22 protein-coding genes and 1 pseudogene are annotated in these 26,622 nt (G+C 72.1%); 12 read left to right on the top strand and 11 right to left on the bottom strand.

The genetic code is table 11. The features are described 5' to 3' along the window. Window positions 1-18: 18 nt before the first annotated feature. On the bottom strand, window positions 19-3,171 hold the full coding sequence (locus tag AB0I82_RS08965; RefSeq protein WP_363256455.1) for an alpha-N-acetylglucosaminidase TIM-barrel domain-containing protein: 3,153 nt from the start codon (window positions 3,169-3,171) through the stop codon (window positions 19-21). Window positions 3,172-3,571: 400 nt separating this feature from the next. Between AB0I82_RS08965 and AB0I82_RS08960 the strand changes: the two genes are divergently transcribed. The 4 genes from AB0I82_RS08960 (at window position 3,572) to AB0I82_RS08945 (ending at window position 7,504) form a co-directional block, all read left to right on the top strand. Further along, a complete protein-coding gene (locus tag AB0I82_RS08960; protein WP_363256454.1) occupies window positions 3,572-4,375 on the top strand; it encodes a GNAT family N-acyltransferase in 804 nt (267 codons plus the stop codon). Further along, on the top strand, window positions 4,372-5,235 hold the full coding sequence (locus tag AB0I82_RS08955; protein ID WP_363256452.1) for a lysophospholipid acyltransferase family protein: 864 nt from the start codon (window positions 4,372-4,374) through the stop codon (window positions 5,233-5,235). The genes AB0I82_RS08960 and AB0I82_RS08955 overlap by 4 nt, the downstream gene beginning before the upstream one ends. Before the next feature lie 66 nt (window positions 5,236-5,301). Next, window positions 5,302-6,000, top strand: coding sequence for a hypothetical protein (locus AB0I82_RS08950; protein WP_363256451.1), 699 nt, complete (start codon window positions 5,302-5,304; stop codon window positions 5,998-6,000). Window positions 6,001-6,082: 82 nt separating this feature from the next. Then, window positions 6,083-7,504 (top strand): PepSY domain-containing protein, encoded by a 1,422-nt coding sequence (locus AB0I82_RS08945; RefSeq protein WP_363256450.1) that lies wholly within the window; start codon window positions 6,083-6,085, stop codon window positions 7,502-7,504. 52 nt (window positions 7,505-7,556) lie between these two features. Here the strand turns inward: AB0I82_RS08945 and AB0I82_RS08940 are convergent, their stop codons facing one another. Then, complete coding sequence (locus AB0I82_RS08940; protein WP_363256449.1) at window positions 7,557-8,111, bottom strand: winged helix-turn-helix domain-containing protein; 555 nt, start codon at window positions 8,109-8,111, stop codon at window positions 7,557-7,559. Between the two features lie 307 nt (window positions 8,112-8,418). Next, the gene (glnII, locus tag AB0I82_RS08935) at window positions 8,419-9,447 is read right to left on the bottom strand and encodes a glutamine synthetase (RefSeq protein ID WP_363256448.1); all 1,029 of its coding nucleotides are present in this window, start codon (window positions 9,445-9,447) and stop codon (window positions 8,419-8,421) included. Window positions 9,448-9,734: 287 nt separating this feature from the next. Here glnII and AB0I82_RS08930 point away from each other — a divergent pair, with 287 nt between their 5' ends. From AB0I82_RS08930 to AB0I82_RS08910, 5 genes are all read left to right on the top strand, one after another. Beyond that, window positions 9,735-10,607, top strand: a complete 873-nt coding sequence (locus AB0I82_RS08930; RefSeq protein WP_363256447.1) for an arpA protein — start codon at window positions 9,735-9,737, stop codon at window positions 10,605-10,607. 89 nt (window positions 10,608-10,696) lie between these two features. Continuing rightward, entirely contained in the window at window positions 10,697-11,560 is an 864-nt protein-coding gene (locus tag AB0I82_RS08925; protein WP_363256446.1) for a class I SAM-dependent methyltransferase, read from the top strand. Beyond that, window positions 11,557-13,398 (top strand): choline/carnitine O-acyltransferase, encoded by a 1,842-nt coding sequence (locus AB0I82_RS08920; RefSeq protein WP_363256445.1) that lies wholly within the window; start codon window positions 11,557-11,559, stop codon window positions 13,396-13,398. Before AB0I82_RS08925 ends, AB0I82_RS08920 begins: the two co-directional genes overlap by 4 nt. A 273-nt stretch (window positions 13,399-13,671) precedes the next feature. Beyond that, window positions 13,672-14,433, top strand: coding sequence for a GNAT family N-acetyltransferase (locus AB0I82_RS08915; RefSeq protein ID WP_363256444.1), 762 nt, complete (start codon window positions 13,672-13,674; stop codon window positions 14,431-14,433). A 97-nt stretch (window positions 14,434-14,530) separates the two neighbouring features. Next, window positions 14,531-14,740 (top strand): hypothetical protein, encoded by a 210-nt coding sequence (locus AB0I82_RS08910; protein ID WP_363256443.1) that lies wholly within the window; start codon window positions 14,531-14,533, stop codon window positions 14,738-14,740. 63 nt (window positions 14,741-14,803) lie between these two features. On the opposite strand, the gene glnA is transcribed toward AB0I82_RS08910, so the two are convergent. Then, the gene (gene glnA, locus AB0I82_RS08905) at window positions 14,804-16,213 is read right to left on the bottom strand and encodes a type I glutamate--ammonia ligase (RefSeq protein ID WP_363256442.1); all 1,410 of its coding nucleotides are present in this window, start codon (window positions 16,211-16,213) and stop codon (window positions 14,804-14,806) included. Between the two features lie 283 nt (window positions 16,214-16,496). On the opposite strand from glnA, the gene AB0I82_RS08900 reads away from it, so the two are divergent. Continuing rightward, on the top strand, window positions 16,497-16,964 hold the full coding sequence (locus tag AB0I82_RS08900; RefSeq protein WP_363256441.1) for an RDD family protein: 468 nt from the start codon (window positions 16,497-16,499) through the stop codon (window positions 16,962-16,964). Window positions 16,965-17,112: 148 nt separating this feature from the next. Here the strand turns inward: AB0I82_RS08900 and AB0I82_RS08895 are convergent, their stop codons facing one another. The 4 genes from AB0I82_RS08895 to lipB all read right to left on the bottom strand — a co-directional run bounded on the left by AB0I82_RS08895 (window position 17,113) and on the right by lipB (window position 20,236). Then, window positions 17,113-17,808, bottom strand: a complete 696-nt coding sequence (locus AB0I82_RS08895) for a DUF4191 domain-containing protein (RefSeq protein WP_363256440.1) — start codon at window positions 17,806-17,808, stop codon at window positions 17,113-17,115. A 10-nt stretch (window positions 17,809-17,818) separates the two neighbouring features. Then, window positions 17,819-18,034: a hypothetical protein gene (locus AB0I82_RS08890; RefSeq protein WP_363256439.1), complete on the bottom strand. Its 216-nt coding sequence runs from the start codon at window positions 18,032-18,034 to the stop codon at window positions 17,819-17,821. 331 nt (window positions 18,035-18,365) lie between these two features. After that, window positions 18,366-19,316 carry a lipoyl synthase gene (gene lipA / locus AB0I82_RS08885; RefSeq protein ID WP_363256438.1) on the bottom strand — a complete coding sequence of 317 codons (951 nt, stop codon included), beginning with the start codon at window positions 19,314-19,316 and terminating at the stop codon, window positions 18,366-18,368. Window positions 19,317-19,453: 137 nt separating this feature from the next. Further along, window positions 19,454-20,236, bottom strand: coding sequence for a lipoyl(octanoyl) transferase LipB (gene lipB / locus AB0I82_RS08880; protein WP_363256437.1), 783 nt, complete (start codon window positions 20,234-20,236; stop codon window positions 19,454-19,456). Between the two features lie 394 nt (window positions 20,237-20,630). Here lipB and AB0I82_RS08875 point away from each other — a divergent pair, with 394 nt between their 5' ends. After that, entirely contained in the window at window positions 20,631-22,115 is a 1,485-nt protein-coding gene (locus tag AB0I82_RS08875) for a regulator (protein WP_363256436.1), read from the top strand. Window positions 22,116-22,261: 146 nt separating this feature from the next. Here the strand turns inward: AB0I82_RS08875 and AB0I82_RS08870 are convergent, their stop codons facing one another. Next, complete coding sequence (locus AB0I82_RS08870) at window positions 22,262-23,911, bottom strand: FAD-dependent oxidoreductase (protein WP_363256435.1); 1,650 nt, start codon at window positions 23,909-23,911, stop codon at window positions 22,262-22,264. Window positions 23,912-24,304: 393 nt separating this feature from the next. Between AB0I82_RS08870 and AB0I82_RS08865 the strand changes: the two are divergent. Further along, window positions 24,305-25,518 (top strand): annotated as a pseudogene (locus AB0I82_RS08865) (transposase); the annotation flags it as partial. 81 nt (window positions 25,519-25,599) lie between these two features. On the opposite strand, the gene AB0I82_RS08860 reads toward AB0I82_RS08865, so the two are convergent. Then, the gene (locus tag AB0I82_RS08860) at window positions 25,600-26,034 is read right to left on the bottom strand and encodes a chromate resistance protein ChrB domain-containing protein (protein ID WP_363256434.1); all 435 of its coding nucleotides are present in this window, start codon (window positions 26,032-26,034) and stop codon (window positions 25,600-25,602) included. Continuing rightward, complete coding sequence (locus tag AB0I82_RS08855; RefSeq protein WP_363256433.1) at window positions 26,031-26,555, bottom strand: Chromate resistance protein ChrB; 525 nt, start codon at window positions 26,553-26,555, stop codon at window positions 26,031-26,033. Before AB0I82_RS08855 ends, AB0I82_RS08860 begins: the two co-directional genes overlap by 4 nt. Window positions 26,556-26,622 lie beyond the last annotated feature (67 nt).

Here is a 26,622-nt window from a genome sequence, read left to right as displayed (position 1 = left end):
TCGTGCCGTCGCAGGTACTCAGTCCGTGCGCCAGCCGTCGAACTCCACCCGGCCGCGGGCGCCCGAGCCGCCGTTGGCCGCCGACATGTGCAGCCCCGCGTCCTGCGCGGTGGCCGCGCCGGGCACGGTGGCGGTGGCGACCGTGCGCCAGGTGCGGCCGTCGTCCGTGGAGTACTCGCCCTTGAACGCGCCGCCCGCGTCCCGCGAAAGCCGCAGCGTGACCGGCGCCTTGACGCCCGTGACCCGCTCGTACCGGTCCAGCGTGCCGTCGCCGTCGGTGTCGTAGGACAGCGCGACGCCGTTCTCCGGCGTGACGGAGAGGTTCACGAACCCCGCCGAGTCCGCCTCCGCCAGGCTGTTCCGGACGACGATCCCGGCACGCGCCCACGGGCCGGTGGTGGTCTGCTCGGTCACCTTCACCGTCACCGAACCGCCCGAGCGCAGCGCCCCCGGACGGTAGACGGCGCCGAACTCGGCGGTGGCCTTCCACAGGTCGGCGCCCGCTCCGTCGATGGCGAACCGCCCGTCGAGCTGACCGAAAACCGCCTCGTTGGTGGTGACCGTGCGCAGGCCCTCGTCCAGCGGCCCGGCCACGAAGAGCGATCCCGTGCGCACCGTCGAGACCGCCGTCTCGCCCTTCGGCCCGTAACTGACCGTCAGTTCGTACGGCATCGGCTTCAGCGGCGACGTCAGCGGTTCGGCGGGCGCCGCGACCCGCCAGTCGACGGCTCCCTTGCCGCCGGCCTCTATCGACGGCAGCGAGACGGGGCCGCGGTCCTCGGCGTCCACGCCGCTCAGCGCGAAGTCCACCCGGCCGGTGTCCCGCAGCCCGCTGACGTTGTGCAGGGTCGCGGTGACGGTGGTCGCGCCGCCCGGCGTCATGGCGGCCGGCTCGGCGGTGACCACGACCCGCCCCTGGTACGGCGCCCTGGCGAGCACGTCGTGCACCTTCTCGGCGGTGCGGTAGGCGTCGGTGGTGGGCCGCAGCGGGTAGTTCTTGCGCTCCCGCGTCCACGGTTCCTCTATGGCATACCAGTCGAACGCCTTCGGCTTGCGGTTCCCGGCGAGCGCGTCCTCCAGCTCGTCCAAGTACCGCTGCCACTGCGGGAGATGGAAGTCACCGATCAGGCCGTGCCAGTCGCGGTTGGCGTAGTTGGCGAGCCGTCCGCCGTCCGCGGTGGGGCGGTCCGCCCACGTGGTGATCAGCACCCGCGCGGTGCGTTCCAGCTGCGCCTCCTCCCGGGCGCCGGTCGCCATCCGCTTGGCGGCGTCCAGCCACGGGCCGAGGAGGAAGTGCCGGTGCGCGCCGGTCATGTCCTCGCTGAGCCGCATCAGCTGGAGCCAGAGCTTGGCGAGGTTGCGGAAGGCGGCCAGGTCCTTGCGTTGGTACGCCTCCTGGAGCTGCGGGATCAGCTGCCAGGAACGATTCGCCAGCGCCTGCCGGGCCAGGTCGGTCAGGTCCAGGCGGTACGCGTCGCTGTCGCGCAGCGCGGGCCGGACCGCCAGCAGCGCGGCGAACGCGGCGTCGAGCCGGGCGGAGGAGAACGCGGGGGTGTGCGTGGCGTAGTACGTGCCGGAGCGGGCCGTGAGCGAGGGGCGTGCGGCGAAGATCGAGTCGTGCGGCCGCCCGTCCTTGCTGCTGATCTCGTACGTGCTCTCCCGGAGCGCCGCGAACGCCGCTCGCGCCTTGGCGTCCCGGCCGCCGTACCGCGCGTCCGCGTATCCGTCGAACCACGCCGCGCGGTCCACCGCCTCCTCCCGCCACGCCAGCTCGCTGAAGAGCTCGAACGCGGCCGGGTCCCGCTCGGTGGCCTCGGCCATGTAGGCCGTGCCGACCAGCTTGCTGCCCTTCTTGTCGCGCCACTTCGTGAACCGTTCGGCCCACATGTGGGTCTTGGCCCCTATGGTCGTCCGGCCGCCGAAGTTCGGGATCGTGCCGAACGCGTACGGCACGTCGCCCCAGTCCTTCTCCCGGTCCTTGACCGTCTCCAGGTCCGAGAGGCCGTCCACGATCAGCATGTGCTTGTGGTCGACGGCGTCCAGCAGGTCCCGCCGCGGGTTCTCCTGCCAGCCGAGAATCACCCACGTGGCGTCCTTGTGGGCGGCCAGCATCGCCCGCTCCACGGCCTTCGCGGCGGCCGGCACCGGGACGTTCCCCGGGTTGCCGCCCTCGTGCAGCAGGTCCATCTTGAAGTGCTTGATGGTCCCGAAGAGCGCCTTCTGGTGCTTGTAGAACGACGCCGCGACCCTCTCGAAGACCTTGGTACGCGGGTCCAGCCAGTCGGGGCGCTTCAGGCCCGCCCAGTTGCCCTGCGGGACGACCTTGGCGCCGGGATTGCGCCGCACGAAGCCGTCCGGGACGGTGCCGAAGTAGCCCGGCAGCACCGGGTGCATCCCCAGCGACCGCAGCCGGTCGGCGATCCGCTTGCCCAGCGCGGTCCGCTGGGCGAGCAGCTCCTTGCTGACCGGGCCGCCGTAGCCGCTCATGTTCTGCAGCAGCCACCACGGCTGGTGCGTCGGCGCCGGGAGCCAGGCGCGCGCCTCGGCGTCGGTGTACCCGAAGTCCTGCAGGACCCGGTGGTACACGGCCTCCGAGCCCGCCGTGACCAGGACCTCGTTCACGCCGTGCAGCGCGAGGACGTCGATCGTGCGTTCCCAGTGGGCCCAGTCGGCGTAGGGCGCGGTGTACCCGTCGTGCGTGTCGTTGAGCGCGAAGCGGTGGGCGAGGGCGGTGGAGCGCTGCAGCGGGCGCTTGGGTGCGGGGAGCTTCGCGGGGAGGTTCAGCTGCTCGCCGGCCCAGGAGATGTGTGCCTGGCAGGTGTACTTCAGGTACCAGTTCACGCCGGTCAGGATCGCGGCCGGGCTGGTGCCCGTGACCTCGATGCGGCCGGGCGCGCCGGCCACGAGGAACCGCTCGGCGGTGCCCGCGGGGCGCTTCACCGAAGTGAGGTGGAACTGGTCGGCGTGGTGGGGGAGGAGGCGCTTGAGCGCGGCGAGCGCCGGTGCGGTGTCGAAGGGAGCAGCGGTGGGTTTGCGGCTCGTCGGGCCCGCGGGGCGTGCCGGCCCCGGTACGGCGGAGGCGGCCATGGCGGGGGTATGCCCGCCGACCGCGACCGTGACACCCAGGGCGCCCGCGGTACCCAACACGTTGCGTCTAGTGACGTGGCTCACGCATGCCCCCACTGCTCGGCAGTATCAACGGTTACGTGCGAGGGGTCACGCTAACGGGCAGTCAGTCCATCTCCAAGGATGTTGATACGACCAGAACGCGCCGAATGTCGCGGCTGTGGGCCGGTGGAGTGAGAGGGGTTTCGGCGCGTTTTCGACCGTTGTCGCGGCTTCTGCGTCGAGCGTGACCCGGGCCCTTCGGGGGCCAGTGTTCGGCGGTTTCTTACCCGCGCTCCTACTGGGCTTCACGCGACGGGGCGCCGGGCGGGGGAAAAGTCGGCTGGGCGGCCGGGGTCTCCCCGGGCTCTCGCCGCCGCTGTGTCACGACCGCCGTGCCCGCCGGCCGGTGCCGTCCCCGCGACGGCCGGTGCGGTTCCCGCTCACCTGGATGGACGGAGCTGTCATGTCCACGTCTTCGCCTATGACGACCGCGTTCCCGCACGCCCAGCCCACCCCGCACGTGCCCGCGCCGGGCGCCCCCGCCGCGTACACCACCTCCATAGCCGACTCGATCGAGCAGATCCGCGCCGCCCAGCGGCTGCGCCACCAGGTGTTCGGCGAGGAGATGGGCGCCACGCTGCACTCCCCGCTGCCCGGCCACGACATCGACGACTACGACGACCTCGTGGACCACCTGATCGTCACCGAGACCGCGACCGGCGAGGTCGTCGGAACCTACCGGCTGCTGCCGCCCGGCCGCAGCGAATGGCTCTATTCGGACGGCGAATTCGATCTGTCCGGACTGCGCGCGCTGCGCCCCTCGCTCATCGAGGCCGGCCGCTCCTGCGTCCACCCCGACCACCGCACCGGCGCGGTCATCAACCAGATGTGGGCCGCGCTCGCCCGCTACACCCTGCTCTCCGGCCACCGCTACCTCGCCGGCTGCGCTTCCGTACCGCTCGCCGACGGCGGGCAGTGCGCGCGGGCGGCCTGGGAACTCGGCCGCACCAAGCACGCCGCACCCGAGGAGCTGCGGGTCCGGCCGCACCGGCCCTGGCTGCCGGACACGGCAACCGCCGCGGCCCCCGGCGCGGGCGACCGCGCCCAGCTGCCGCCCCTGCTCCGCGGCTACCTCCGGGTCGGCGCCTGGATCTGCGGGGCGCCCGCGCACGACCCGGAGTTCGACGTGGCCGACTTCTTCGTCGTCCTGGACATGGACCGGCTCGGCGACCGGTACCGGCGGTTCTTCCTGGGCGACCAGCGGTGAGCGCCGGGACCGCAGTACCCGGCACCGCGGCCCCCGGCGCCGCCCGGTCGGGCATCTGGGACGTGCTCTCCACCTGCACGTCCGGCTGCATCACGCACGCCGCGCCCCGGGTACCGCTCGCCGGGGCGGCACGCCGCGCCGCGTCCTTCGCCCACGTACTGCTGCGCGCAGCCGCCGACCGGGACCGGCTCGCGGAACCGGGGCGGCTGCGGCGGCACGCCCGCGCCTCCCTGGCCGCGCTGGGCGTCGGTCTGGTCCACGACGGCCCGCCGCTGCGGGTGGCGGCCGACGCGACCGGCGGCCCCGGCACGCTCGTCGTGGTCAACCACATCTCCTGGCTGGACATCCTCGCGCTGCTCGCCGTCGAACCGGTCACCATGCTCGCCAAGCAGGAGGTCGGCGGCTGGCCCGTCATGGGCCCGCTCGCCCGCCGCGCCGGCACCCGCTTCATCGACCGCAGCAGCCCCCGCGGCCTCCCGCAGGCCGTGGCCGACCTCGCGGCGGAGCTGCGCGACGGCCGCTCGGTGGTGGTCTTCCCGCAGGCCACGACGTGGTGTTCGGCGACCGAGGGCGGCTTTCGCCGGGCGACGTTCCAGGCGGCCATCGACGCGGGCGCGCCGGTCCGCCCGGTCACCGTCCGGTACCTCCAGCACGGCGCGCCCTCCACGGTGCCCGCCTTCGTCGGCGAGGAGGACCTGGCGTCCTCGCTCCGCCGCGTCCTCACGGCGAGCGCCCTCACGGCCCGGGTCACGGTGCATCCGCCGCTGCTACCGGGCACCCGCGACCGCCGCGACCTGGCGGCGGTGACCGAAGCGGTGATACTCGGCCGCCGCCCCGCGGAACCGGCCGCGCACGCCTGAGCGCGCTGCGGGGGCCGCCCGCCCCGGAGCCCGGCGGGCGCGGCCCGGGTGACAGGATGGCGGCTCGTGACCTCCGATGCCCGCCCGCCGTTCCGCGCCGTGCGCGCCGCGCTCTTCGCGGCCGTGTGCGTGGTGCTGGCGGCGGCCGGGCACGCGGCGATGTCCGGCGAGGCCATTCCGCCAGGCGTACTGGCCGTGGCCCTGGCCGCCGTCGGCGCGGCGGCCTGGCTCGCCGCGGGGCGACAGCGCGGCCTCCCGGCCATCGCGGGCGGAGTGCTGACAGTACAGACGGTCCTGCACCTCGCGTTCGCCGCGGCCCAGCAGGCCGACGCGACTCCAAAGGCTCACATGGCGGGCATGCCGGGCGCCCACGCGATGCATTCGATGCATTCCATGCACGAGACGCACTCGATGCATGGGATGCACTCGATGCACTCGATGCACGGCATGGCGGACGGCATGTCCGCCGGGATGACCGCCGCGCATCTCCTTGCCGCCCTGCTGTGCGCACTGTGGCTGCGCCGCGGCGAGGCCGCGTTCTTCCAACTGCTGCGGTGCGTGGCGGCCCTGGCCTTCCGGGCGTTGCGCCTGGTCGTCGTGGTATGCCGGACCCCCGCTCCGGTACGCAAGGCGCGGGCACCGGAACGCACCCACCCGCGCGTTCCCCGCTGGGAACTGATCGCTGACGTCGTCAGCCGGCGCGGGCCGCCGGTGGGCGCGGTGTTGCGCATCACCGCGCCCGCCGGCCCGCCCCTGCCCCGCTGAGTCCGTACTCGACCCCGGGCCGGGGGCACGGCCATGGCGCGGACATTTCCCTTGTTCGCCGCTGAAAGGTGAAGAAATCACCATGTCCGTACTCGACCCTGCCCGCACGCGGGAGGCCGCCGAGCCGCCGCCCCGGCGCGCCGGATGGCCCGCGCTGCGCCCGCTCGTGCTGCGGCTGCACTTCTACGCGGGGCTGCTGATCGCCCCGTTCCTGCTCGTCGCCGCCGTGACGGGCCTGCTGTACGCCGGTTCCCTCCAGGCGGAGAAGATCGTGTACGCGCACGAACTCCGCACCGACGCCCGCGGTACGCAACTCCCGCTCTCCCGCCAGGTGGACGCCGCCCTGCGGGCACACCCCGAAGGCACCCTGACCGCGGTCCGGCCGTCCGCCGAACCCGGCGCCACGACCCGGGTCGCCCTCGACGTGCCCGGCCTCGGGGAGAGCGAATCGCTGGCCGTCTTCGTCGACCCGTACACCGGCAAGGTGCGCGGCGCGCTGGAGAGTTACGGCAGCTCCGGCGCGCTGCCGCTGCGCGCCACCATCGACCACCTCCACCGCGATCTGCTGCTCGGCGAACCGGGGCGGCTCTACAGCGAGCTGGCCGCCAGCTGGCTGTGGGTGGTCGCGCTCGGCGGAGTACTGCTGTGGCTCGGGCGGCGGCGCGCGGCGCGCAAGCTGCGCGGTACGACGGGGCGTCGTCGCACGCTGTCCTTGCACGGCACGGTCGGCCTGTGGTCGGCCGTCGGCCTGATCGCGCTCTCCGCGACGGGCCTGACCTGGTCCACGTACGCGGGCGAGCACATCGGGCGGATCCAGGACGCGCTGGGCGGCGCCACCCCGGCCGTGTCGACCGAGGTCCCGGGGATGCCGCCGAACATGCCGGGCATGGACCACGGCGCGCACGCGCAGCACGAGGGCCACGCCGGGCACGGCAGTACCCGTGCCCAGCCGCTCGACGGGCTCGACGCCACCCTGCGTACAGCACGGAAGGAGGGCTTGAGCGGGCCCGTGGAGATCCGCATCCCGACCGCCGCAGCGCCCGCGTACGTCGTCCAGCAGACCGACAAGCAGTGGCCCGCGCACCTGGACTCGATCGCGGTCGACCCGGCGAGCGGGCAGGTCACCGACCGGCTCGACTTCGCCGACCACCCGCTGCTCGCCAAGCTGACCCGGTGGGGGATCGACGTGCACATGGGCGTGCTGTTCGGCCTCGCGAACCAGGTGGCGCTCGCCGCCCTGATGGCCGCGCTGATCCTGGTGATCGTGTGGGGTTACCGGATGTGGTGGCAGCGCAGGCCGCGCCGTGACTCCGGCTTCAGCGCCGGGCGGGCCTACCCGCGCGGCGCCTGGCGGCAGCTCCCGCTGCCGGTACTGCTCCCGCTGGCGGCGGTGACGGCCGCGGTGGGCTGGTTCCTGCCGCTGTTCGGCATACCGCTGCTGGGTTTCCTGGTGATCGACGTGTGCGCCGGGGCACTGGCCCGACGGCGCGCGCGGACCGCCTGACGTGACGGCCTGCGGGGCCCGGCCGCACCGGCAGGGCCCCGCAGGCACACGGTCAGGACACCGGCACGTACTTGTAGCCGACACGCCGCACCGTCACGATCGACGAGCGGTGCGCGGCGCCCAGCTTGCGGCGCAGGCGGGCGATGTGGACGTCGACCGTGCGGCCGTCGCCGACATGCCCGTAACCCCACACCGTCGTCACGAGCTGGTCGCGGGTGTGCACCCGCTGCGGGTGCGCCACCAGGTGTGCCAGCAGCTCGAACTCCAGGAAGGTCAGCTCCAGTTGACGGTCCTGGACGTGCACGGTGCGGCGCTCCGGGTCGACCCGGACGCCGCCCTCGCCATAACTGGCAGCGGGGGCCTTGGACTCCGGCTCGGGCTCAGGACGGGGCGTGGCGGCGGCCGGTACGAGGACGAGGTAGCCGACCATCGGGGGCCGGCCCGGCAGCTCGGGAAGGGTGTGCTGAGGGGCCGGCAGCCAGGTGGCGTCGGCGCCCAAGAGGTCGGCGACCGGCGGTACTTCGTCGGGGGCCACGGCACGCAGCCGGGGCGGAGCGGGAACGGCGGCCGTCGGGGCGGTGGCAGAGAGGGATCGTACGTTCGTCATCGAGGTCAGCTCTTTCGCGCAGTGGGGCGTCGGGGGACGTCGTGCGCGCGGGCAGGGCTGCTGTCTGGGTGCTTTGCGGGCCCGCGCTCAGTGCGCGCGGCAACACAGACGGTCGAAGAGGTGATCCTGCCGGGACGGCCAGAACGGCTCGAGGTCGGTGCGACCCGTCGAGGTTTCGGTGAGGCTGGCCATGCCCCTATTCAACCAGACGGGGCGTGATCTGTCCTTCGTGCGCCCGTCATACGAGAAGGGCGCCCCGCGTCAAGCGGGGCGCCCCTCACGGGAATTGCGTGCCTCGGACCGTGCCTCAGACCTGGAGGGCCTTCTCCAGCGCGGTGCAGCAGGTGTCCACCATCAGGCGAGTGACCACGTAGGGGTCGACGTTCGCGTTCGGGCGGCGGTCCTCGATGTAGCCCTTCTTGTCCCGCTCGACCTGCCACGGGATGCGGACCGAGGCGCCGCGGTCGGACGCGCCGTAGCTGTACTGGTCCCAGGGGGCGGTCTCGTGGGCGCCGGTCAGGCGGTCCTCGATGCCGGTGCCGTACTGCTTCACGTGCTCCAGCGGCTTGCCGTCCTGGCCCAGCGACTCGCACGCGGTGATGATCGCGTCGTAGCCCTCGCGCATCGCCTTGGTGGAGAAGTTGGTGTGCGCGCCCGCGCCGTTCCAGTCGCCCTTGGCCGGCTTGGCGTCCAGGGTGGCGGTGATGCCGTAGTCCTCGGCGGTGCGGTAGAGCAGCCAGCGCGCGATCCACATGTGGTCGGAGACCTCCAGCGCCGGCAGCGCGCCGACCTGGAACTCCCACTGACCCGGCATGACCTCGGCGTTGATGCCGGAGATGCCCAGGCCCGCGGCGAGGCAGTGGTCGAGGTGCTTCTCGACGATCTCGCGACCGAAGATCTCCTCGGCGCCGACGCCGCAGTAGTAGCCGCCCTGCGGGGCCGGGTAGCCGCCCTCGGGGAAGCCGAGCGGGCGGCTGCCCTTGAGGAAGGTGTACTCCTGCTCGATGCCGAAGATCGGCTCCTGGTTCGCGAACTTCTCCGCGACCGGACGCAGCAGCGCACGGGTGTTGGAGGCGTGCGGGGTCATGTCGGTGTTGAGCACCTCGCACAGGACGAGGATGTGCTCACCGCCGCGGATCGGGTCCGGGCAGGAGAAGACGGGCTGCAGCACGAGGTCGGAGGAGTGACCCTCGGCCTGGTTGGTGCTGGAACCGTCAAAGCCCCACACGGGCAGCTCGGCCAGCTCACGGGGCCCGGAGAGGATCTTCGTCTTCGAGCGGAGCTTGGCGGTCGGCTGCGTGCCGTCGATCCAGATGTACTCGGCCTTGATGGTCACGGGGGCCCTTCCTGCGGTTTGGTACGAATACGCGTGCGGGCGTACTCATGCACCATGGCAACGAGCCGTTTCCCGGCCATTGCTCGAATGTGAACCCCGTGTTACCTGGGCCCGCTGTGACGCACGCCATGCGGGACCCGCTCCCTGACCGTCTCGAAATGGCCGGTCAGTATGCGTGAACGCGCCGTGTGACGTGTCACAGACAACATTGCGACACTGTGACACGTTCAACTGCGTTACTCCTCCGTACAGTTGGCACGTCCGCCCGCACGCGTGGAGAGGATCGCATGAGCACACTTGAAGCCACGGCGCTCGACGAACTGGTCGATACGGCCCGCTATCCCCTGGCGGACCCGGACGGCGCCGAGGGCCGCGCCCTGACCGCCCGCGCCCGCCACGAGCTGGATACGCTCGGCTGCACCGTACTGCCGGACTTCGTCCGCCCGGCCCTGCGCGACACGCTGCGCGAGGAGTGCGCGGACCTCGCGCCCCGTGCGTACTACGACGTCGAGACGGTCAACGTCTACAACACCTCCGTGGACGCGGACCTGCCCGCGGACCACCCGGGCCGCACCACCTTCGAGCGCGGCAACGCCTTCGTCGCCCGTGACCACATTCCGGCCGAAGCGCTCATCAGCCGGCTCTACCGCCACGAGGCGTTCCGCACCTTCGTCGCCCGCTGCTTCGGCCTCCCCGGGCTGTACGAGCTCGCCGACCCGCTCGCCGGCCTCGTCCTCAACGTCGTCGCGCCCGGCCGGGAACACCCCTGGCACTTCGACACCAACGAGTTCACCGTCTCCATGCTCACGCAGGAGGCCGAGGCCGGCGGCGCCTTCGAGTACTGCCCGAACATCCGGTCGGCGAAGGACGAGCACTTCGACGACGTACGGGACGTCCTGGCCGGCCGCGGCGAGCGGCTGATCCGCCGCCTCCCGCTGCACACCGGCGACCTCCAGCTCTTCAAGGGCCGCTACTCCCTGCACCGCGTCAGCCCCGTCGGCGGCGGCACGGCACGCCACTCGGCGATCTTCGCGTACAGCGAGCGCCCCGGCGTCATCGGCAGCGTGGCCCGCACCCGCCAGCTCTTCGGCCGGGTGCTCCCCGAGCACCTGGCGGCGGCCGAGGGCCGCGCCGTGCGGGGGGACGAGCTGCTGGACTGAGCCGTCGCGGGGCATCCTCCCTATAACGGGGCGCCCCGCAGCACGCCGCAGGACGTTTCCCCACTCGCGATCCACGGAGGAGCAACCCCGTGCGCTTCGACACGACCGGAAAAGTCTCGCTCGACCACATCTACACGCAGCCCGACCCGCGCGCGTACTTCACGGTGCTGCGCACGCTCGACTACTGCGTACCGCAGCTCGCCAAGCCGTACTTCGCCAAGCTCCTCAAGGAGTACCGCGAGGACCGGCGGGTGGCGGTGCCCAAGGTCGTCGACATCGGCTGCTCGTACGGCATCAACGCCGCGCTGCTGAAGTACGACGTGTCCATGGACGAGCTGTACGCCCGCTACGGCGGCGACGCGGCCGCCGGGCTGACGCGCGAGGAGCTGCTGGCCCGGGACCGGGAGCTGTCCCGCGCCCGCCGGCCCGCCCAGCTCACCCGCTTCGTCGGCCTCGACGCCTCCGAGAACGCCCTCGCGTACGCGCGCGAGGCCGGCTTCCTCGACGACACCGTCCACGCCGACCTGGAGAACCACGACCCCACACCGGACCAGCGCGCCCTGCTGTCCGGCGCCGACCTGGTGTTCTCCACCGGCTGCATCGGCTACGTCACCGAACGCACCCTCACCCGCGTCGTCCGCGCGCAGGGCGGCCACCGGCCCTGGATGGCCCACTTCGTGCTGCGGATGTTCCCGTTCGACCCGGTCGAGCGGGCGCTGGCGGGCCTGGGCTACGAGACCACCCGCGTCGACGGGATGCACAAGCAGCGCCGCTTCGCCTCCCCCGAGGAACAGGCGCTCGTCCTGGACACGATGTCGGCAGCCGGAGTGGATGCCACCGGTCTGGAAGCGGAAGGCTGGCTGTACGCACAGCTCTACGTCTCCCGGCCGTACGGCCCGGCAGGACGCCTCCGGTCCCATGATCCTCACGACCCGAATCGAGAGCAGCTTTGAACCCCAGTCAGGGCACGGCCACCGCACCCCCGGCCACCGCCGCCCCCACCACCTCCACCTTCGCCCATGAGGACACCCTGCCGCGGGTGCCGCTGCCCTCGCTGGAGGACAGCTGCGAGCGGTTCCTCGCCTGGTGCGGGCCGCTGCTGACCCCCGAGGAGCGGGCGGCGACCGAGGCGGAGGTGGTCGCCTTCCGCCGCCCGGACGGCCCGGGCCCGGTCCTGCAGGCGGCGCTGGCCGGGTACGACCGCACGCCCGGCGTGCACAGCTGGCTCGACACCTTCTGGCCCTACCGCTACCTCGGCCGCCGGGACCGCATCGCCCTCAACGCCAACTTCTTCTTCCTCTTCCAGGACACCGGGCAGCAGCAGGCCGAGCGGGCGGCCGGGCTGATCGCCGGGGCGCTCGCCTACAAGAAGCAGCTCGACGAGGAGAAGATCCCGCCCGTGGTGCTGCGCGGGGCGCCGCAGACCATGGAGCAGAACAAGTACCTCTTCTCCACCACCCGCATCCCCGGCGCGGAGCAGGACACGGTCCGCCACCCGTACTCCGAGGAGTGGCCCGGCCCCTCGGACGCGCGCCACATCGTGGTGTTCTTCCGGGGAGCGATGTACCGGATGGACGTCCTGGCCGCCGACGGCACCCCGCACAGCCTCGCCGACCTCGAAGCGGGGCTGGCCGCCGTGGTGAAGGCCGGCGCGGAACCGCCGGCACCGGGCACGTCCGTGGGCCACCTCACCACCATGGCCCGCGCCGAGTGGGCGGCCGCCCGCGCCGACCTCCTCGCTCACCCCGGCAACGCGGCAGCCCTCGACACCGTCGAAACGGCTCTCTTCTGCGTCTCCCTGGAGGACTTCGCGCCCGCCGACACCCAGGAGACCTGCGACGAGCTGCTCTACGGGGACCGCGGCAACCGCTGGTTCGACAAGGCCGTGACCTTCGTCGTCTTCGCCGACGGCCGGGCCGGCATCAACGTCGAGCACTGCGAACTGGACGGCACGACCATCCTCAGCTTCGTCGACGCCCTCCTCGGCACCCCCGCCGAGGAGCACTCCCGGCTCTCCGGCGCCCGCTCCCAGGGCCGCCCCGAGATCGCCCCGGTCGTCTTCGCGCTGGACGACGCCCTCCAGGCCAGGGCCCGCGCCGCCGCCGAGTCCTTCGCCCAGTACGGCGCGGACACCGCCACGCAGACGGTGTCCTTCGAGGACTTCGGCAGTACCGCGGCCAAGGCCCTCCGCACCTCGCCCGACGCCTTCGTGCAGCTCGCGTACCAGCTCGCCCACCAGCGCGCCAAGGGCCGGCTGGGCGCCACGTACGAGTCGATCGCCACCCGCCAGTGGCGGCGCGGCCGCACCGAGGCCATGCGCGTCGTCACCCCCGAGATCCAGGCGTTCGTGGCCGCCATGGAGGACCCGGCGGCCGACGCCGAGGCCCGCCGCGCCGCCTTCCGCACCGCCGCGGCGGCCCATGTCACCCGCGCCAAGGAGTGCCAGGCGGGCGACGCGCCCGAGCAGCACCTGTGGGAACTGGAGCTGATCCAGCGCCGCCGCGGCGCGGACCTGGGCGTGCCCGAACAGCCGGCGCTCTACCGCTCCCCGGGCTGGCTGACGATGCGCGACGACTACCTGAGCACCAGCTCGGCGCCGTCCGAGTACATCCAGTACTTCGGCTTCGGCTCCACGAGCAGCCGCTGCATCGGCATCGCCTACGTCCTCCTCCCCGACCGCTTCAACCTCTACCTGAGCACCCCACGCCCGGTAGCCGACCAGATGCACGCCTTCGCGGACCACCTCCGCACGGCGGTCGCAGAACTGCGGGAGCTGCTGGCGGGGGAGTAACGCGCCTCTTCGCCATACGGCAGGGCCGCCACCCGACGCGGGGTGGCGGCCCTCCCCTATGGCGCTCACGGCGGGGCCTCACGCGGGGCCGGGCCGGCGCCGCGACCGCCGGATTTGCCCTGGCCCGGGGGCGGTATGCCACAGTGGTCCGCCCCGGCCGTCCGGGCGCGCGCGTGCGCAGCCGTCGCCGGGGACCCCCCTTAACCCAGACCTTCCGGCCGCAGCGCCCTGCGTGTCCGGAATGCCGCTTTCCCGACGACCTCCCTGAGAGCGATGCAGGCAACGACTCTTGCTCCCCGAGCCGCCGACCTGTTCACCCAAGGTCTGGAGAACCGGACCGGCGCCGCCCTGCTGCGCTTCGGCGCCGCCCGGCCGCGCCCGGCCGACCGGATCAGCTGGACCACCGACGGCGCCGCCGCCTGGCTCGACGACGCGCGCGGTCATGTGTGGTCCGTCGGCGAGCCGGACGCCGCCGCCGGCCTCGTACTGCGCGCCGCGCTGGGCTCTCCCGACCGGGTACGGGAGTTCACCGGCCCCCTCGGCACGGAAACCCTGGTCGGCCGCCACCTGCCGCTGACCGACATCGTCGAGTGGATCTTCCGCTGGACCCTGGACGAGCCCCCGGCGCAACGCGGCGAGGACCGCGTGATCGTCCTCGACGAGTCCCACCACGCCGAAATCCGCGCCTTCCTCGCCGAGCACAGCCCCGCCCACTCCACCGGCCCCGGCTCCGCCGACGTCAGCCTGTGGGCCGGCATCCGCGACCCCGACGGCCGGCTCGTCGCCTGCGGCGCCCTGAGCAGCCTGCGCGACAGCGGCGCCCCGCTGATGGCCTCGGTCGCCACCGACGCCACCCTCCGCGGCCAGGGCCTCGGCGCGATCCTGACCTCCTGGCTCACCCGCCACGCCGTCCGCCTCCACGGCTTCTGCACCCTCTGGCAACTGGCCGACAACACCCCCGCCGACCGCCTCTACACCCGCCTCGGCTACCGCAACGAGGACCCCTGCGTCTCGGCCCGTATCCCGGCGCACTGACCGCACGACCGGCCTCCCCCAGCAGCACAGGCGCGGAATCTCCCGTTTCGGGCTATACCGGAGGATCAGGGTGTATGGCCTGACGGGAGGTCCCGCATTGCTGACCATCAATGTGGCGCTATTACTCGCTGTCATCCTCTTCCTGCTGCTGCGCCGCCGCGTGCAGGCCAGAAGCCGAGTCGACCAGACGGTGACGGTGCTCCTCGCCGTGTCGTTCGGAGTCCTCATCGCCACGACCCCGCTCGGCCAGGGAATCCTGGATGTCCTGGGTCAGCTCACGAACGGCATCTCCCAGGTCGGCTCCTGAACGCCGCGAGGGCCGGCACCCCAACGTGGGGTGCCGGCCCTCGTCCGACAAAGAGCGCCGCTCTTAGATGTCGAAGTACAGCTCGAACTCGTGCGGGTGCGGGCGGAGCTGGATCGGGGCGATTTCGTTGGTGCGCTTGTAGTCGATCCAGGTCTCGATCAGGTCCGAGGTGAAGACGCCGCCCTGCTGGAGGTACTCGTTGTCCGCCTCCAGGGCGTCGAGGACCGCGGGGAGGGAGGTCGGGACCTGCTGGACGTTCGCGTGCTCCTCGGGAGCCAGCTCGTACAGGTCCTTGTCGATCGGCTCGGCCGGCTCGATCTTGTTCTTCACGCCGTCCAGGCCCGCGAGGAGGAGCGCGGAGAACGCCAGGTACGGGTTGGAGGACGGGTCCGGGGCGCGGAACTCGACGCGCTTGGCCTTCGGGTTCGAGCCGGTGATCGGGATACGCATCGCGGCCGAACGGTTGCGCTGCGAGTACACCATGTTGACCGGGGCCTCGAAGCCGGGGACCAGGCGGTGGTAGGAGTTCACCGTCGGGTTGGTGAAGGCCAGCAGCGACGGAGCGTGCTTGAGGATGCCGCCGATGTAGTAGCGGGCGGTGTCCGAGAGGCCCGCGTAGCCCTGCTCGTCGTAGAAGAGCGGCTCGCCACCGGACCACAGGGACTGGTGGACGTGCATGCCGGAACCGTTGTCACCGAAGATCGGCTTCGGCATGAAGGTCGCGGTCTTGTTGTTGCGCCAGGCGACGTTCTTCACGATGTACTTGAAGAGCATCAGGTCGTCGGCCGCGGCGAGCAGCGTGTTGAACTTGTAGTTGATCTCCGCCTGGCCGGCGGTGCCGACCTCGTGGTGCTGGCGCTCGACCTTCAGGCCCGCGCGGTCCAGCTCCAGGGAGATCTCGGCGCGCAGGTCGGCGAAGTGGTCGACCGGCGGGGCCGGGAAGTAACCGCCCTTGTAGCGGACCTTGTAGCCGCGGTTGTTCTCCACCGCACCGGTGTTCCAGGCGCCGGCCTCGGAGTCGATGTGGTAGAAGGACTGGTTCGCCGACGTCTCGAAGCGGACGTTGTCGAAGACGTAGAACTCGGCCTCGGGGCCGAAGAACGCGGTGTCGGCGATGCCGGTGGAGGCGAGGTACGCCTCGGCCTTCTTCGCCACGTTCCGCGGGTCACGGCTGTACTGCTCGCCGGTGATCGGGTCGTGGATGAAGAAGTTGACGTTGAGGGTCTTGTCCCGGCGGAACGGGTCGACACGGGCCGTGGTGAGGTCCGCGCGCAGCGCCATGTCGGACTCGTGGATGGCCTGGAAGCCGCGGATCGAGGAGCCGTCGAAGGCGAGCTCCTCGGTCGGGTCGAACGCCTCCGCCGGTACCGTGAAGTGCTGCATGACACCGGGCAGGTCGCAGAATCGGACGTCGACGAACTTGACGTCCTCGTCCGCGATGAACTTCTTGGCCTCGTCGGCGTTCTGGAACATCCAACTCCTCCTAGCCCGGTCACCGGTCGGCGGCTCGGGGTTGCTCCTCGGATCGCGACCATGTGCGGTGGCGCGCTCGCCCGACCTTAGGTAGGCGGGATTTCCCAAGCATGACCCATTTGTTTCGCCCAGGTTAACCGGCGCGCGGGGCCTGTGGCCCGTCGTGGCGCCCCGGCCGGGTGCCGGGACGGGCACTTACCCCGTACGGCGTGATGGCCGCCGCACACCCGGTTCCGGCGCCCCGGCCCGCGGGAAATGTATGCGGTCGCAGTACCGTGGACGGGTGGACAACAGGCAAGCAATGGGATCGTGGCTCTCCGGGCCCCGCGCGGCGGCCGAGGACATGGGCGTCGACTTCGGTTACCGGGGGCAGCAGCTGGGACTGCCGGAGCACGGCTCCGGCTCGGTCGCCCGCCCGGGCCGCCGGATCGCGGCCCTGATCATCGACTGGGCGCTGTGCATGCTCATCGCGTACGGGCTGCTCAGCGGCGGCAAGGCGAACGCGGCGAGCAACTGGGCGCTGCTGGTCTTCCTGGTCCTGAGCCTGCTGACCGTCGGCACGGTCGGCTTCACGCCCGGGAAGCGGCTGCTGGGCCTGCGGGTGGTCGCCGAGGGCGGCGGCCGGCTGTCGCTGCCCCGCGTACTGGTCCGTACGGTCGCGCTGATGATCGTCATCCCCGCCGCCATCTGGGACCGCGACGGCCGCGGCCTCCACGACCGCCTGGCCCGCGCCGTACAGGTACGGATCTGAGACGCGTACGCGCGCGTACGACGAGACGATCTGAGGCGCGCACCCGCTGAGGCGCGCACCCGCTGAGGCGCGCACCCGCGCATGACGAACGGCCCGGGACCACCAGGTCCCGGGCCGCAGTCGTGTCGTCAGGCGGGCGGCGAAGCCGTCACCGCATCCGGCCGCCCTTCGGCATCCGCATGCCCTTGGGCATCGGCCCCTTCGGCACCGGCATATTGCTCATCAGGTCGCCGAGCGCCTTCAGCCGGTCGTTGGTGGCCGTCACCTGGGGACCGGTCAGCGTGCGCGGCAGCTTCAGCAGCGTCGTACGGAGCTTCTTCAGCGGGATCTGGCCCTCGCCGTCACCGACCACGAAGTCGTGGACCGGCGCGTCGGCTGCCGTCCGGGCCATCCGCTTCTTCTCCGCGGCCAGCAGGCCACGGAGCCGGTTCGGGTTGCCCTCGCCGACGAGCACGATGCCGGGCTTGCCGACCGCGCGGTGCACCACGTCCTGGTTCCGGTTCATCGCCACGGCGGGCGTCACCGACCAGCCGCGGCCGATGTTCTCCAGAACGGCGGCTGCCGCACCCGGCTGGCCCTCCATCTGACCGAAGGCGGCCTTCTCGGCGCGCCGGCCGAAGATGATCGCCATCGCCAGGAAGGCCAGCAGGAAGCCCAGAATGCCCGCGTACACGGGGTGGCCGATCAGGAAGCCGATGGCAAGGAGAACGCCGAATACGACGATGCCCACGCCCGCGACGACAAGACCGACCTTGGAGTCGACCCGACGGGTCATCTTGTAGGTCAGGGCGATCTGCTTGAGCCGCCCCTGGTTCGCAGTGTCTGCGTTTTCCTTCCTCGCCATGTACGGAAGTTTACGTGGCCGAGGTGCTCCGGGTCGCCGCGGCCTCCAGTACGTGCTGGGCGGCCCGCCGGTCCTCGGCGCGGCGGCGGTCCTCGAGGACCGCGGTCCAGGCGTTCCGGCGGGCGGTGCGCTGACCATTGCGCATCAGCAGCGATTCCACGGCGCGCAGGGCGCCGGTGACGGACGGGAGCGGCAGAGCGGTGGCGCGGACGGGCGCGGCCTGCATGGCGTGAGTCCCCTTCAGGGTGGTGGGAACAACGGGGGTGTGAGCGGTGCGTGCATCCATCGTCACGGAAAGCATCACGGATAGGTGTTACCAACGGATGACCGTACGGTCAAACGCCCATGAATCGTGGGCGCGGCCCGTACCCCTCCCGCCTGGGAGAAGTACGGGCCGCGCCGTCCGGCGTGTGCCGGGATTCACATCACCGGGCCCCGATGAGGCCGCTCGCGAATGCAAAGATTTTGCGGGTGATCAGCGGACCGGGCGGCGTCCGATGGTGATCTACGTGGCGCGATGACCACCCGTCCACCATGCGGGCGCTTCCCGATGGTGATCACACGGCCGGGCGCTCCGCGTCCGCCGCGCGCTTGTCCATCGCCTGCTGGTAGAGGCGGCCGGCCCGGTACGAGGAGCGGACCAGCGGCCCGGACATGACGCCCGCGTAGCCGATCTCCTCCGCCTCCTCCTTGAGCTCGACGAACTCCTGCGGCTTCACCCAGCGGTCCACCGGGTGGTGCCGCACCGACGGGCGCAGGTACTGGGTGATCGTGATCAGCTCGCAGCCCGCGTCGTGCAGGTCCTGCAGCGCCTCGCTGATCTCCTCACGGGTCTCGCCCATGCCCAGGATCAGGTTCGACTTGGTCACCAGGCCGTCCTTGCGGGCCTCCGTGATGACCTTTAGGGAGCGCTCGTAACGGAAGCCGGGGCGGATCCGCTTGAAGATCCGCGGCACCGTCTCCACGTTGTGGGCCAGCACCTCGGGGCGCGAGGAGAAGACCTCGGCCAGCTGGTCGGGCTCGGCGTTGAAGTCGGGGATCAGCAGCTCCACGCCCGTGTCGGGCATCAGGCCGTGGATCTGCCGGACGGTCTCGGCGTACAGCCAGGCCCCGCCGTCCTCCAGGTCGTCCCGGGCGACACCGGTGATCGTGGCGTACCGCAGATCCATGGTCTGTACGGATTCGGCCACCCGGCGCGGCTCGTCGCGGTCCAGCTCCTGCGGCTTGCCGGTGTCGATCTGGCAGAAGTCGCAGCGGCGCGTGCACTGGTCACCGCCGATGAGGAAGGTCGCCTCGCGGTCCTCCCAGCATTCGAAGATGTTGGGGCAGCCCGCCTCCTGGCAGACCGTGTGCAGGCCCTCGCTCTTCACCAGGCCCTGCAGGTGGTTGTACTCGGGGCCCATTTTCGCCCGGGTCTTGATCCACTCGGGCTTGCGCTCGATGGGGGTCTGGCTGTTCCGGACCTCCAGGCGCAGCATCTTGCGTCCGTCGGGTGCGACAGCGGACACTCCGGCTCCCTAAGCTTCGTTTCTTCGGCGTACCCAGGGTACGCCCGTTATTCGCACGTCTTTACGTGCTGCGCAACCCGCTACTGCCGGGCTGCATTCCACCGGAGCCCGCTCGTGGCCGGCGCCGGCGGGCCGGGTCAGACGGCGCGGGGCAGCAGCTCGGCGTTCTCCAGGACGTCGCGCAGATGCTTCTCGGCGACCGGCAGCACCTCGTCGATGGTGACCTCGCGGCCCAGCTCGTTCGAGAGCGAGGTCACACCCGCGTCGCGGATGCCGCACGGGACGATCTTGTCGAACTCGGTGTTGTCTGGGTTCACGTTCAGCGCGAAGCCGTGCATCGTCACGCCCTTCGCCACGCGGATACCGATCGCGGCGAGCTTGCGGTCCTCGTGGCGCTGCCCGGCGTTGGACGGGGCGTACTCCGGGCCGTTCAGCCGGGGGTCGAACAGCTCGTCGTTGACGCGCGGGTCGAAGTCCAGATTCAGGCCGCCCAGGGCCGCCCGCTGCTCGATCGGAGCGCCCAGCACCCATACACCGCTGCGGCCCTCGACCCGGGAGGTCTCCACGCCGAACTCGGCGGCCACGCGGATCAGGGCGTCTTCGAGGCGGCGCACGTGCGCCACCACGTCGACGGGCCGCGGCAGCTTCTGGATCGGGTAACCGACCAGCTGCCCCGGACCGTGCCAGGTGATCTTCCCGCCGCGGTCCACGTCGATGACGGGGGTGCCGTCCAGGGGGCGCTCGCTGTCGTCCGTACGCCGGCCCGCCGTGTACACGGGCGGGTGCTCCAGCAGCAGACAGGTGTCCGGGATCTCGTCGGCGAACCGGGCTGCGTGCACCCGGCGCTGCTCCTGCCACGCCGTCGTGTACTCCACACGGTCGGCGCCGAAGCCCATCCGGACAAAGCGCAGCTCACTCATGGCGGCTCCTCGTATTGCATCCATCGCGCCCGTCACCACTGTACGGCCGTGCCCGGGAACGCCCGAGGGCGGCCGGGTACGGGACGGTACGGGCGGCCGGATGCGGGCGGTGGCGGACGGTACGGACGGCTGGTGGCGGCAGCCGTGACGTGAGTGAGGCAGGTGTGACGGACGGTACGGATAGGACACGCGGGGCAGGACTTCCGGCGGGGCGCAGTGAGGCCGCGTCTGCCCTGCGGTGCTGTGCTCACACGATCGGATGAACGCGGAGAGAACCTGGCCGGAACTCCTCTTCAGGCCGCTACATTCACGCCGTTCCAGGAGGGCGAAAGCGCCGGACGGTGTCGACCGGGCCCGGGCGGCGTGGCCCGGAAGGCAGGAGACCGTAAAGCTGATGACGGAACGACCCGACCCAGGCCCACAGCTTGAGGGATCGCCGCAACGCACACCCAACCGCAGACTCGCCTCGCTGATCGCGGAGGCGGGATTCTCCAATGCCGGTCTGGCCCGCCGGGTGGACCAGCTGGGGCTGGAACACGGGCTCGACCTGCGCTACGACAAGACATCGGTGACGAGATGGCTGCGCGGCCAGCAGCCGCGCGGCACCACTCCCGCACTGATCGCCGAGGTCTTCACCCGCCGCCTCGGACGCCGGCTCTCGGCGCAGGACCTGGGTCTGGACGCCTGCGCGCCCGTATACGCGGGGCTCGAATTCGCGGCGAGCCCCGGCGAGGCGGTCGACATCGTCAGCGGACTGTGGCGCAAGGACTCCGGCAGCCACGCCGAGCTGCGGAAGATCGCGTTCACCCCGGCAGGGCTGGTGGTGCCCAGCCGCGACTGGCTCATCGGCCGCGCCGACGAACGGGTCGCGCGGGGCGAACCGGGGCCCGAGCCGCCCGGCCCCCGGGTGCCGCCGCAGCTGCGCACCGGGGTGCCGCGCCAGCGCCGCCCGGAGCGCCCGGACCCGACACACGGTTACCGCGTGTCGGCCGGCGACATCGCGGCACTGCGGTCGGTCGGCGAGCTCTTCCGGACGCTGGACCACGCGTACGGCGGCGGGCACGCGCGCCAGGCACTGGTGCGCTACCTGGAACACGAGGCCGAGCCCATGCTGCGCGGCGCGTACAGCGAGACCATCGGGCGGCGGCTCTTCTCGGCCGTCGCCGACCTGACCCGGCTGGCGGGCTGGACCTCGTACGACATCACCGCGCACGGCCTCGCACAGCGGTACTTCGTCCAGGCGCTGCGGCTCGCACAGGCCGCCGGGGACCGCGCGTACGGCAGCTACGTCCTGATCACGATGAGCCGGCAGGCGGTGTACCTCGGCCACGGCCGGGAGGCCGTCCAGCTTGCGCGGGTGGCCCAGCAGGGCATCGGCAGCGGACCCCCGCCGCTGGTCCAGGCGCTGCTGCACGCGGCGGAGGCACGCGGCCACGCGGTACTGGGCGAGGTACGCGCCTGCACCGCGTCCCTGGCCCGCGCCGAACGGGCACTGGAGGCCGCGCGCCCCGGGGACGAGGTCCCGCACTGGGCGCGCTTCTTCGACGAGGCCCAGCTCGCGGACGAATTCGGGCACTGCCACCGCGATCTGCAGCAGTACCGCGCGGCCGCCCAGCACGCCGAACGCTCGCTCCAGCTGCGCGGCGCGGGCTACGCCCGCAGCCGGCTGCTCTGCCGCCTCGTACTGGCGAGCGCCCGGCTGGGCCTGGGCGAACTGGAGCAGGCGTGCACGCTGGGCGCCGAGGCGGCGGTACAGGCGGCGGAGATGCGGTCCGTACGCGTGCATGAGTACGTACGGGACTTCGAGCGCAGGCTGGAGCCGTACCGGGACGCCGCCCCCGTACGCGGGTACCGGGACAAGGTGACCGCGCTGGGGTGAGGCGCGGGCGCCACGGCGCGAGGACGGCGGGGCCGGGGCGGCGCGTGTGACGCCCCGGCCTCGCGGCTGTGCCGGGCCTGAGGACCTGGCCCTGGGGTCTGTGATGCTGTGGCGCTGTGGCGCTGTGGCGCTGGGGGCATGGGGCCTCAAGCGGCGTCGGACAGGGCGTGCGGAGCGTCGTCCGGGGCCGGGATGCCGAAGTCGCGCAGCAGGGCGCGCGCGGCCCGGCGGCCGGAGCGCAGCGCGCCCTGGACCGTGCCGGTGTCGCGGTGGTCCCCGCAGACGTACAGCCCGGCCAGCACGCGCACGGGACGCAGCGGATCGTGCGGCGCGGGCATGGCCGGCACGGCGTACGGATCATGGTGCGCGGCCAGCAGCCGCCAGCCGTCGACGCCGGCTCCGTACAGCCGCTCCAGCTGCGCGCGGACGGTCTTGTCGAGCGCGCCGGCGGGCAGCGTGGCGGCGGAGCCGAGCACGGCCGTGGTGATCAGCGACTTGCCGGGCGGGGTGCGCGAGGGGTCCACCGCACTCGCGACATAGCTGTACGCCACCGGGCCCTCGGTCGGCAGGAACAGCGCCGCGTCCTGTGCCTGTGGATAACTCAGGGGGGTGTCGGCGGTGTGGTGCAACATGGTCACGGGATGGAAGTCGGGGACCCGGAGCCCCGGCAACAGCTCAGCGGCGTCGCGCGCTCCCGTGGCCACGAGCGCCGCGCGGCACCGCAGTTGACGCTGATCGGAGGTGGTGACGAGCGTGGTGGAGACGGAGACGGCACGGACGGACGTGCGCACGGTGCCCGGCGGCAGCGAGGCGGCGAGCAGCTCGGGGACGCTCGCCGCACCTCCCGCCGGCAGACATAGCCGCCCGGTGGCGAAGGCGCGCAGGGTGAGGGCGGCGCCGAGGCTGGAGCCCTGCAGCGTGGGATCGCCGAGCAGGGCGGTAAGCAACGGACGCAGCGCGGCGGCGCGAGGCGAGAGCACGTCCTGGACCGGCTGGTCGCGCCCGGCCCCCGAGGCACCGCGGGAAGCCCACTGCGCGCCCTGGGAGACGCGCAGCGCGGGAAGCCGGGAGGCAGCGAGCCCGGGGAGCCGGGAGGCGCCGAGACCGGGGAGTCGCGACGTGCCGAGGCCGGGAAGTCGCGAGGTGCCCAGGCCGGGAAGTCGCGAGGTGCCCAGGCCGGGAAGTCGCGACGTGCCGAGGCCGGGGAGCCGGGAGGTCGCGATGCCGGTCATCCGTGACATGCCGAGGCCGGGGAGCCGGGAGGCTGCCAGCGAGGGGAGACGGGGAGCGCCGAGTGAGGGGAGAGTTCGGGTCGACGGGGCCGGCGGGCCGCCGGGCGATGGCAGGCGGGGACCGGGGAGCGAGGGGATACGGACGCCGGTGCGCGGCGAGGGGCGTGCGGAGGCGCGCGAAAGGGCGCGCGCTGTGGCCAGTGCGACCCTTGTGCTCCGGACGGCCCCGATGCGCTGCGCGCGGCGCCCGTTGTGCAGACATATACCGGGCGCGAAGGGCCGCAGCGTGAGGTCGCCGAGCGCGGGGGTTCTGCTCAGCTCGGGATAGGAGCTGACCAGGAGCTGACTGCCCCGGTCCAGGCGGAAGCCGTCCAGCTCCTCGGTGACCGCCCGGCCACCGACGCGATCGGCCGCCTCCAGGACGGCGACGGTGGCGCCGGCGCGGGTGAGGTGGTGCGCGGCGGCCAGACCGGCCACTCCACCACCGATGATGACGACGTCCACGGTGTCCGCCGGGGTTACGGGCTGTGACGAGGGGGTTCGGGAAGCGGGGGTGCGCGGCACGGGTCCCTCCCTGGGTCGGCCGGGGTTTCGGCCCACGTCTCATGCCCTTCGCACGCACCCCTGATACCCACACATTCGAACGGGAGGGCGCACACGGGCTCACAACCGAGCCATGCCACCGGCAAGCCACAAAAGGCATGCCGCCCTGCCGCTGGCAAAGACGGCGGGGGTGGGGCCCACACCCCCGCCCCCGCCCCCCCGCCCCGCTCCAAGCCCCGCCTCCGTCCCGCCCAAGCCCCCGCTGCCCGCCCCGTCTCACCCACCTACGCCGGTCATCTTGATGCCAAGTCGGGCGAGGTCCTGGTCCGGGGCCTGGACGCCGCCTGGAAGCAGCTCGCCGAACGCCTGGAGGCGGCACGGCCGACGGCGAAGGTGTCCCTTGAGATGCAGGACGACGGGCGGGTGAAGCCGAACGTCGCGGGGCTCGGCGCGCTCGGCGAGCCAAAGTCCCTGACCTGGCTGCGCAAGCGGGTCGAGAGGATGCTCCCGAAGATCGACCTGCCGGACCTGTTGTTCGAGGTGAACGCCTGGACCGGGCCCCTCGACGCCTTCGTGCACCTCGGCGACGGCACCACCCGCATGAAGGACCTGTCCACCTCGGTGGTCGCGCTGCTGGTGTCGGAGGCGTGCAACATCGGCCTGGCCCCGTGGTCACCCCCGCCCACGAGGCGCTGACCCGGGCCCGGCTCGTGCACGTCGACCAGGACTACCTGCGGGCCGACACCATCGCCGTGCGAACGCACGGCTCATCGAGGCCCAGGCCGCCGTGCCCATCGTGCAGTTCTGGGGCGAGGGCTTGCTCGCCTCGGTCGACGGGCTGCGGTTCGTCGTACCCGTCCGCACCGTGAACGCGGCGCCGTCGCCGAAGTACTTCGGCTTCAAACGGGGCATCACCTGGCTCAACGCCGTCAACGACCAGGTCGCGGGCATCGGGCCGATGGTCGTCCCCGGCACCCCGCGCGACTCCCTGCACACCCTGGACGCCCTGCTGAACCTCGACGGCGGGGTCAAGCCGAGATGGTGGCGACCGACAACGCCTCGTACTGCGACATGGTGTTCGGCCTGTTCAAGGTCCTCGGCTACAACTTCTCACCCCGGTTCCGTGACCTGGACGACCAGCGGTTCTGGCGGGCCACGATGCCCGGCGTCGAGACGGGCAGCTACGGCGCGGTGGAGGACCTGGCCCGCAACCGCGTGAACCTGACCAAGGTGATCATGTAGTGGCCGGACATGTTGAAGGTCGCTGGTTTCACTGGTCACCAACCAGGTCCGCGCCTACGACCTGCTGCGCACGTTCGGACGCGAGGGGCGCCCGACTCCGCTGGGTGTGGCGTTCGCGGAGTACGGGCGGATCGCGAAGACCGAGCACCTGTTGCGCGTGGTCGACCCGGTCGGACCAGCTCGGCGCGCTCGGCCTGGTCCTCAACGCCATCGTGCTCCGGACGACGAAGTACATCGACGCCGCCGTCACTCAGCTGAAGGCCGAGGGTCACGAGATCCGGGAGGAAGACGTCGCCCGGCTCTGCCCGCTCAAGCACCGCAACCTCAACCTGCTCGGCCGCTACAGCTTCACCGCCACCGTCCCGGCAGCCGGCATTCGCCAGTAGCCGCGGAGACGGGCCCGCTGCGCGCGGGGTGACAGGACCGACGAGAGAACCGGAGGCGGCGCGGCAGGGGCCACGACTCGGTCACGCGGGTTCACGGCCCAGGAGGGTGGCGCGGCGGTAGTACTCATACAGGCCATCGAAGACGGGCTTGGTGATGGTCATGGTGTGTTCGTCGTCGCCGATCATGGACAGGCCGCGCAAGATCACATCGAGGCCGGGGGCTTCGGGGGCGTCGAAGCGTTCGTCGTCGAGGTCGGCTTCGTGGATGATCTCCGCGATCCGCTGCAGTGCCGGATCACTGGTGAGGTCGTAGCGGGACAGGATGGTCTCGAAGCTGCAGTCGCCGTGGTGGTGGCCGAGGTCGGCGCCGCGCATGTCGAAGGGCGTGGCGTCGGCGGGCACGTCGGCGGGGTCGGTGACGAAGACGAATGTGGCGTCGGCGTCGACGAAGCGGCGGATCAGCCAGGCGCAGGCGGCGCGGTCGATGTGGATGCCGGCGCGGGTGGCCCACTTCATGCGGTCTCCTCGGTGGGGTTGTGGGTGGGGTTATGGGTGGGGTGCAAGGCATCGACCGCGGCTTCGGCGGCGCGCCGTGCGGGTGGGGGGAAGTAGTCGCGGCGATGGATGCGGCGTAGTTCGGCGCGGAGTTTGCGCAGGATGCGTCGGCGTTCGTCCTCGCTGAGGCTGCGGGCCTGCTCGGCCTGGTCGAGGACCTGCTCGTACTCGGCCGTGCGGGCGTCGGCCATGCTCCGGGCGAGCCGGCGTTCCTGTTCGGCGTCGGCGGGCTGGGCGATCCACACGGTGGCGGTGCCGCCGAACTCGGTGATCTCCTCGGCGATCCAGTCGATGTGCTCGCGGGTGCGGGCGTCGGCGGGCAGCGCGATCAGTCCGTCGCCGATCTGGGCGACCCCGAGTCGCTTGAGCTTGCGCCAGACGGTGATGCGCGGGGTGGAGGGCTCGCGCGGCAACCGGTAGGAGAGCAGCACCCACTGCCCCGCACCGGCCGGCGCGGGCTGCGCAACGGCGCGGCCGGTCACCCGCCCTCGCCTCTTTTCGCATCCCATGTCACCTGGGCTGTCCTCCTTGCTCTGTCGTGCGCACCTC

The organism is Streptomyces sp. NPDC050315 (genome assembly GCF_040655775.1).
In the GTDB taxonomy this organism is placed as follows: domain Bacteria; phylum Actinomycetota; class Actinomycetes; order Streptomycetales; family Streptomycetaceae; genus Streptomyces.
The sequence above is the reverse complement of the archived record's forward strand: the minus strand, read 5'-3'. Positions and strand labels throughout refer to the sequence as shown.

What these genes read in the sequence shown, in the direction of transcription:
- AB0I82_RS08915 (WP_363256444.1), top strand. Translation starts at nt 13,672, where the DNA reads ATGCAGGCAACGACTCTTGCTCCCCGAGCCGCCGACCTGTTCACCCAA.
- lipB (WP_363256437.1), bottom strand. Translation starts at nt 20,236, where the DNA reads ATGAGTGAGCTGCGCTTTGTCCGGATGGGCTTCGGCGCCGACCGTGTG.
- AB0I82_RS08940 (WP_363256449.1), bottom strand. Translation starts at nt 8,111, where the DNA reads ATGACGAACGTACGATCCCTCTCTGCCACCGCCCCGACGGCCGCCGTT.
- AB0I82_RS08860 (WP_363256434.1), bottom strand. Translation starts at nt 26,034, where the DNA reads ATGAAGTGGGCCACCCGCGCCGGCATCCACATCGACCGCGCCGCCTGC.
- glnA (WP_363256442.1), bottom strand. Translation starts at nt 16,213, where the DNA reads ATGTTCCAGAACGCCGACGAGGCCAAGAAGTTCATCGCGGACGAGGAC.
- AB0I82_RS08960 (WP_363256454.1), top strand. Translation starts at nt 3,572, where the DNA reads ATGTCCACGTCTTCGCCTATGACGACCGCGTTCCCGCACGCCCAGCCC.
- AB0I82_RS08945 (WP_363256450.1), top strand. Translation starts at nt 6,083, where the DNA reads ATGTCCGTACTCGACCCTGCCCGCACGCGGGAGGCCGCCGAGCCGCCG.
- AB0I82_RS08875 (WP_363256436.1), top strand. Translation starts at nt 20,631, where the DNA reads ATGACGGAACGACCCGACCCAGGCCCACAGCTTGAGGGATCGCCGCAA.
- AB0I82_RS08895 (WP_363256440.1), bottom strand. Translation starts at nt 17,808, where the DNA reads ATGGCGAGGAAGGAAAACGCAGACACTGCGAACCAGGGGCGGCTCAAG.
- AB0I82_RS08890 (WP_363256439.1), bottom strand. Translation starts at nt 18,034, where the DNA reads ATGCAGGCCGCGCCCGTCCGCGCCACCGCTCTGCCGCTCCCGTCCGTC.
- AB0I82_RS08930 (WP_363256447.1), top strand. Translation starts at nt 9,735, where the DNA reads ATGAGCACACTTGAAGCCACGGCGCTCGACGAACTGGTCGATACGGCC.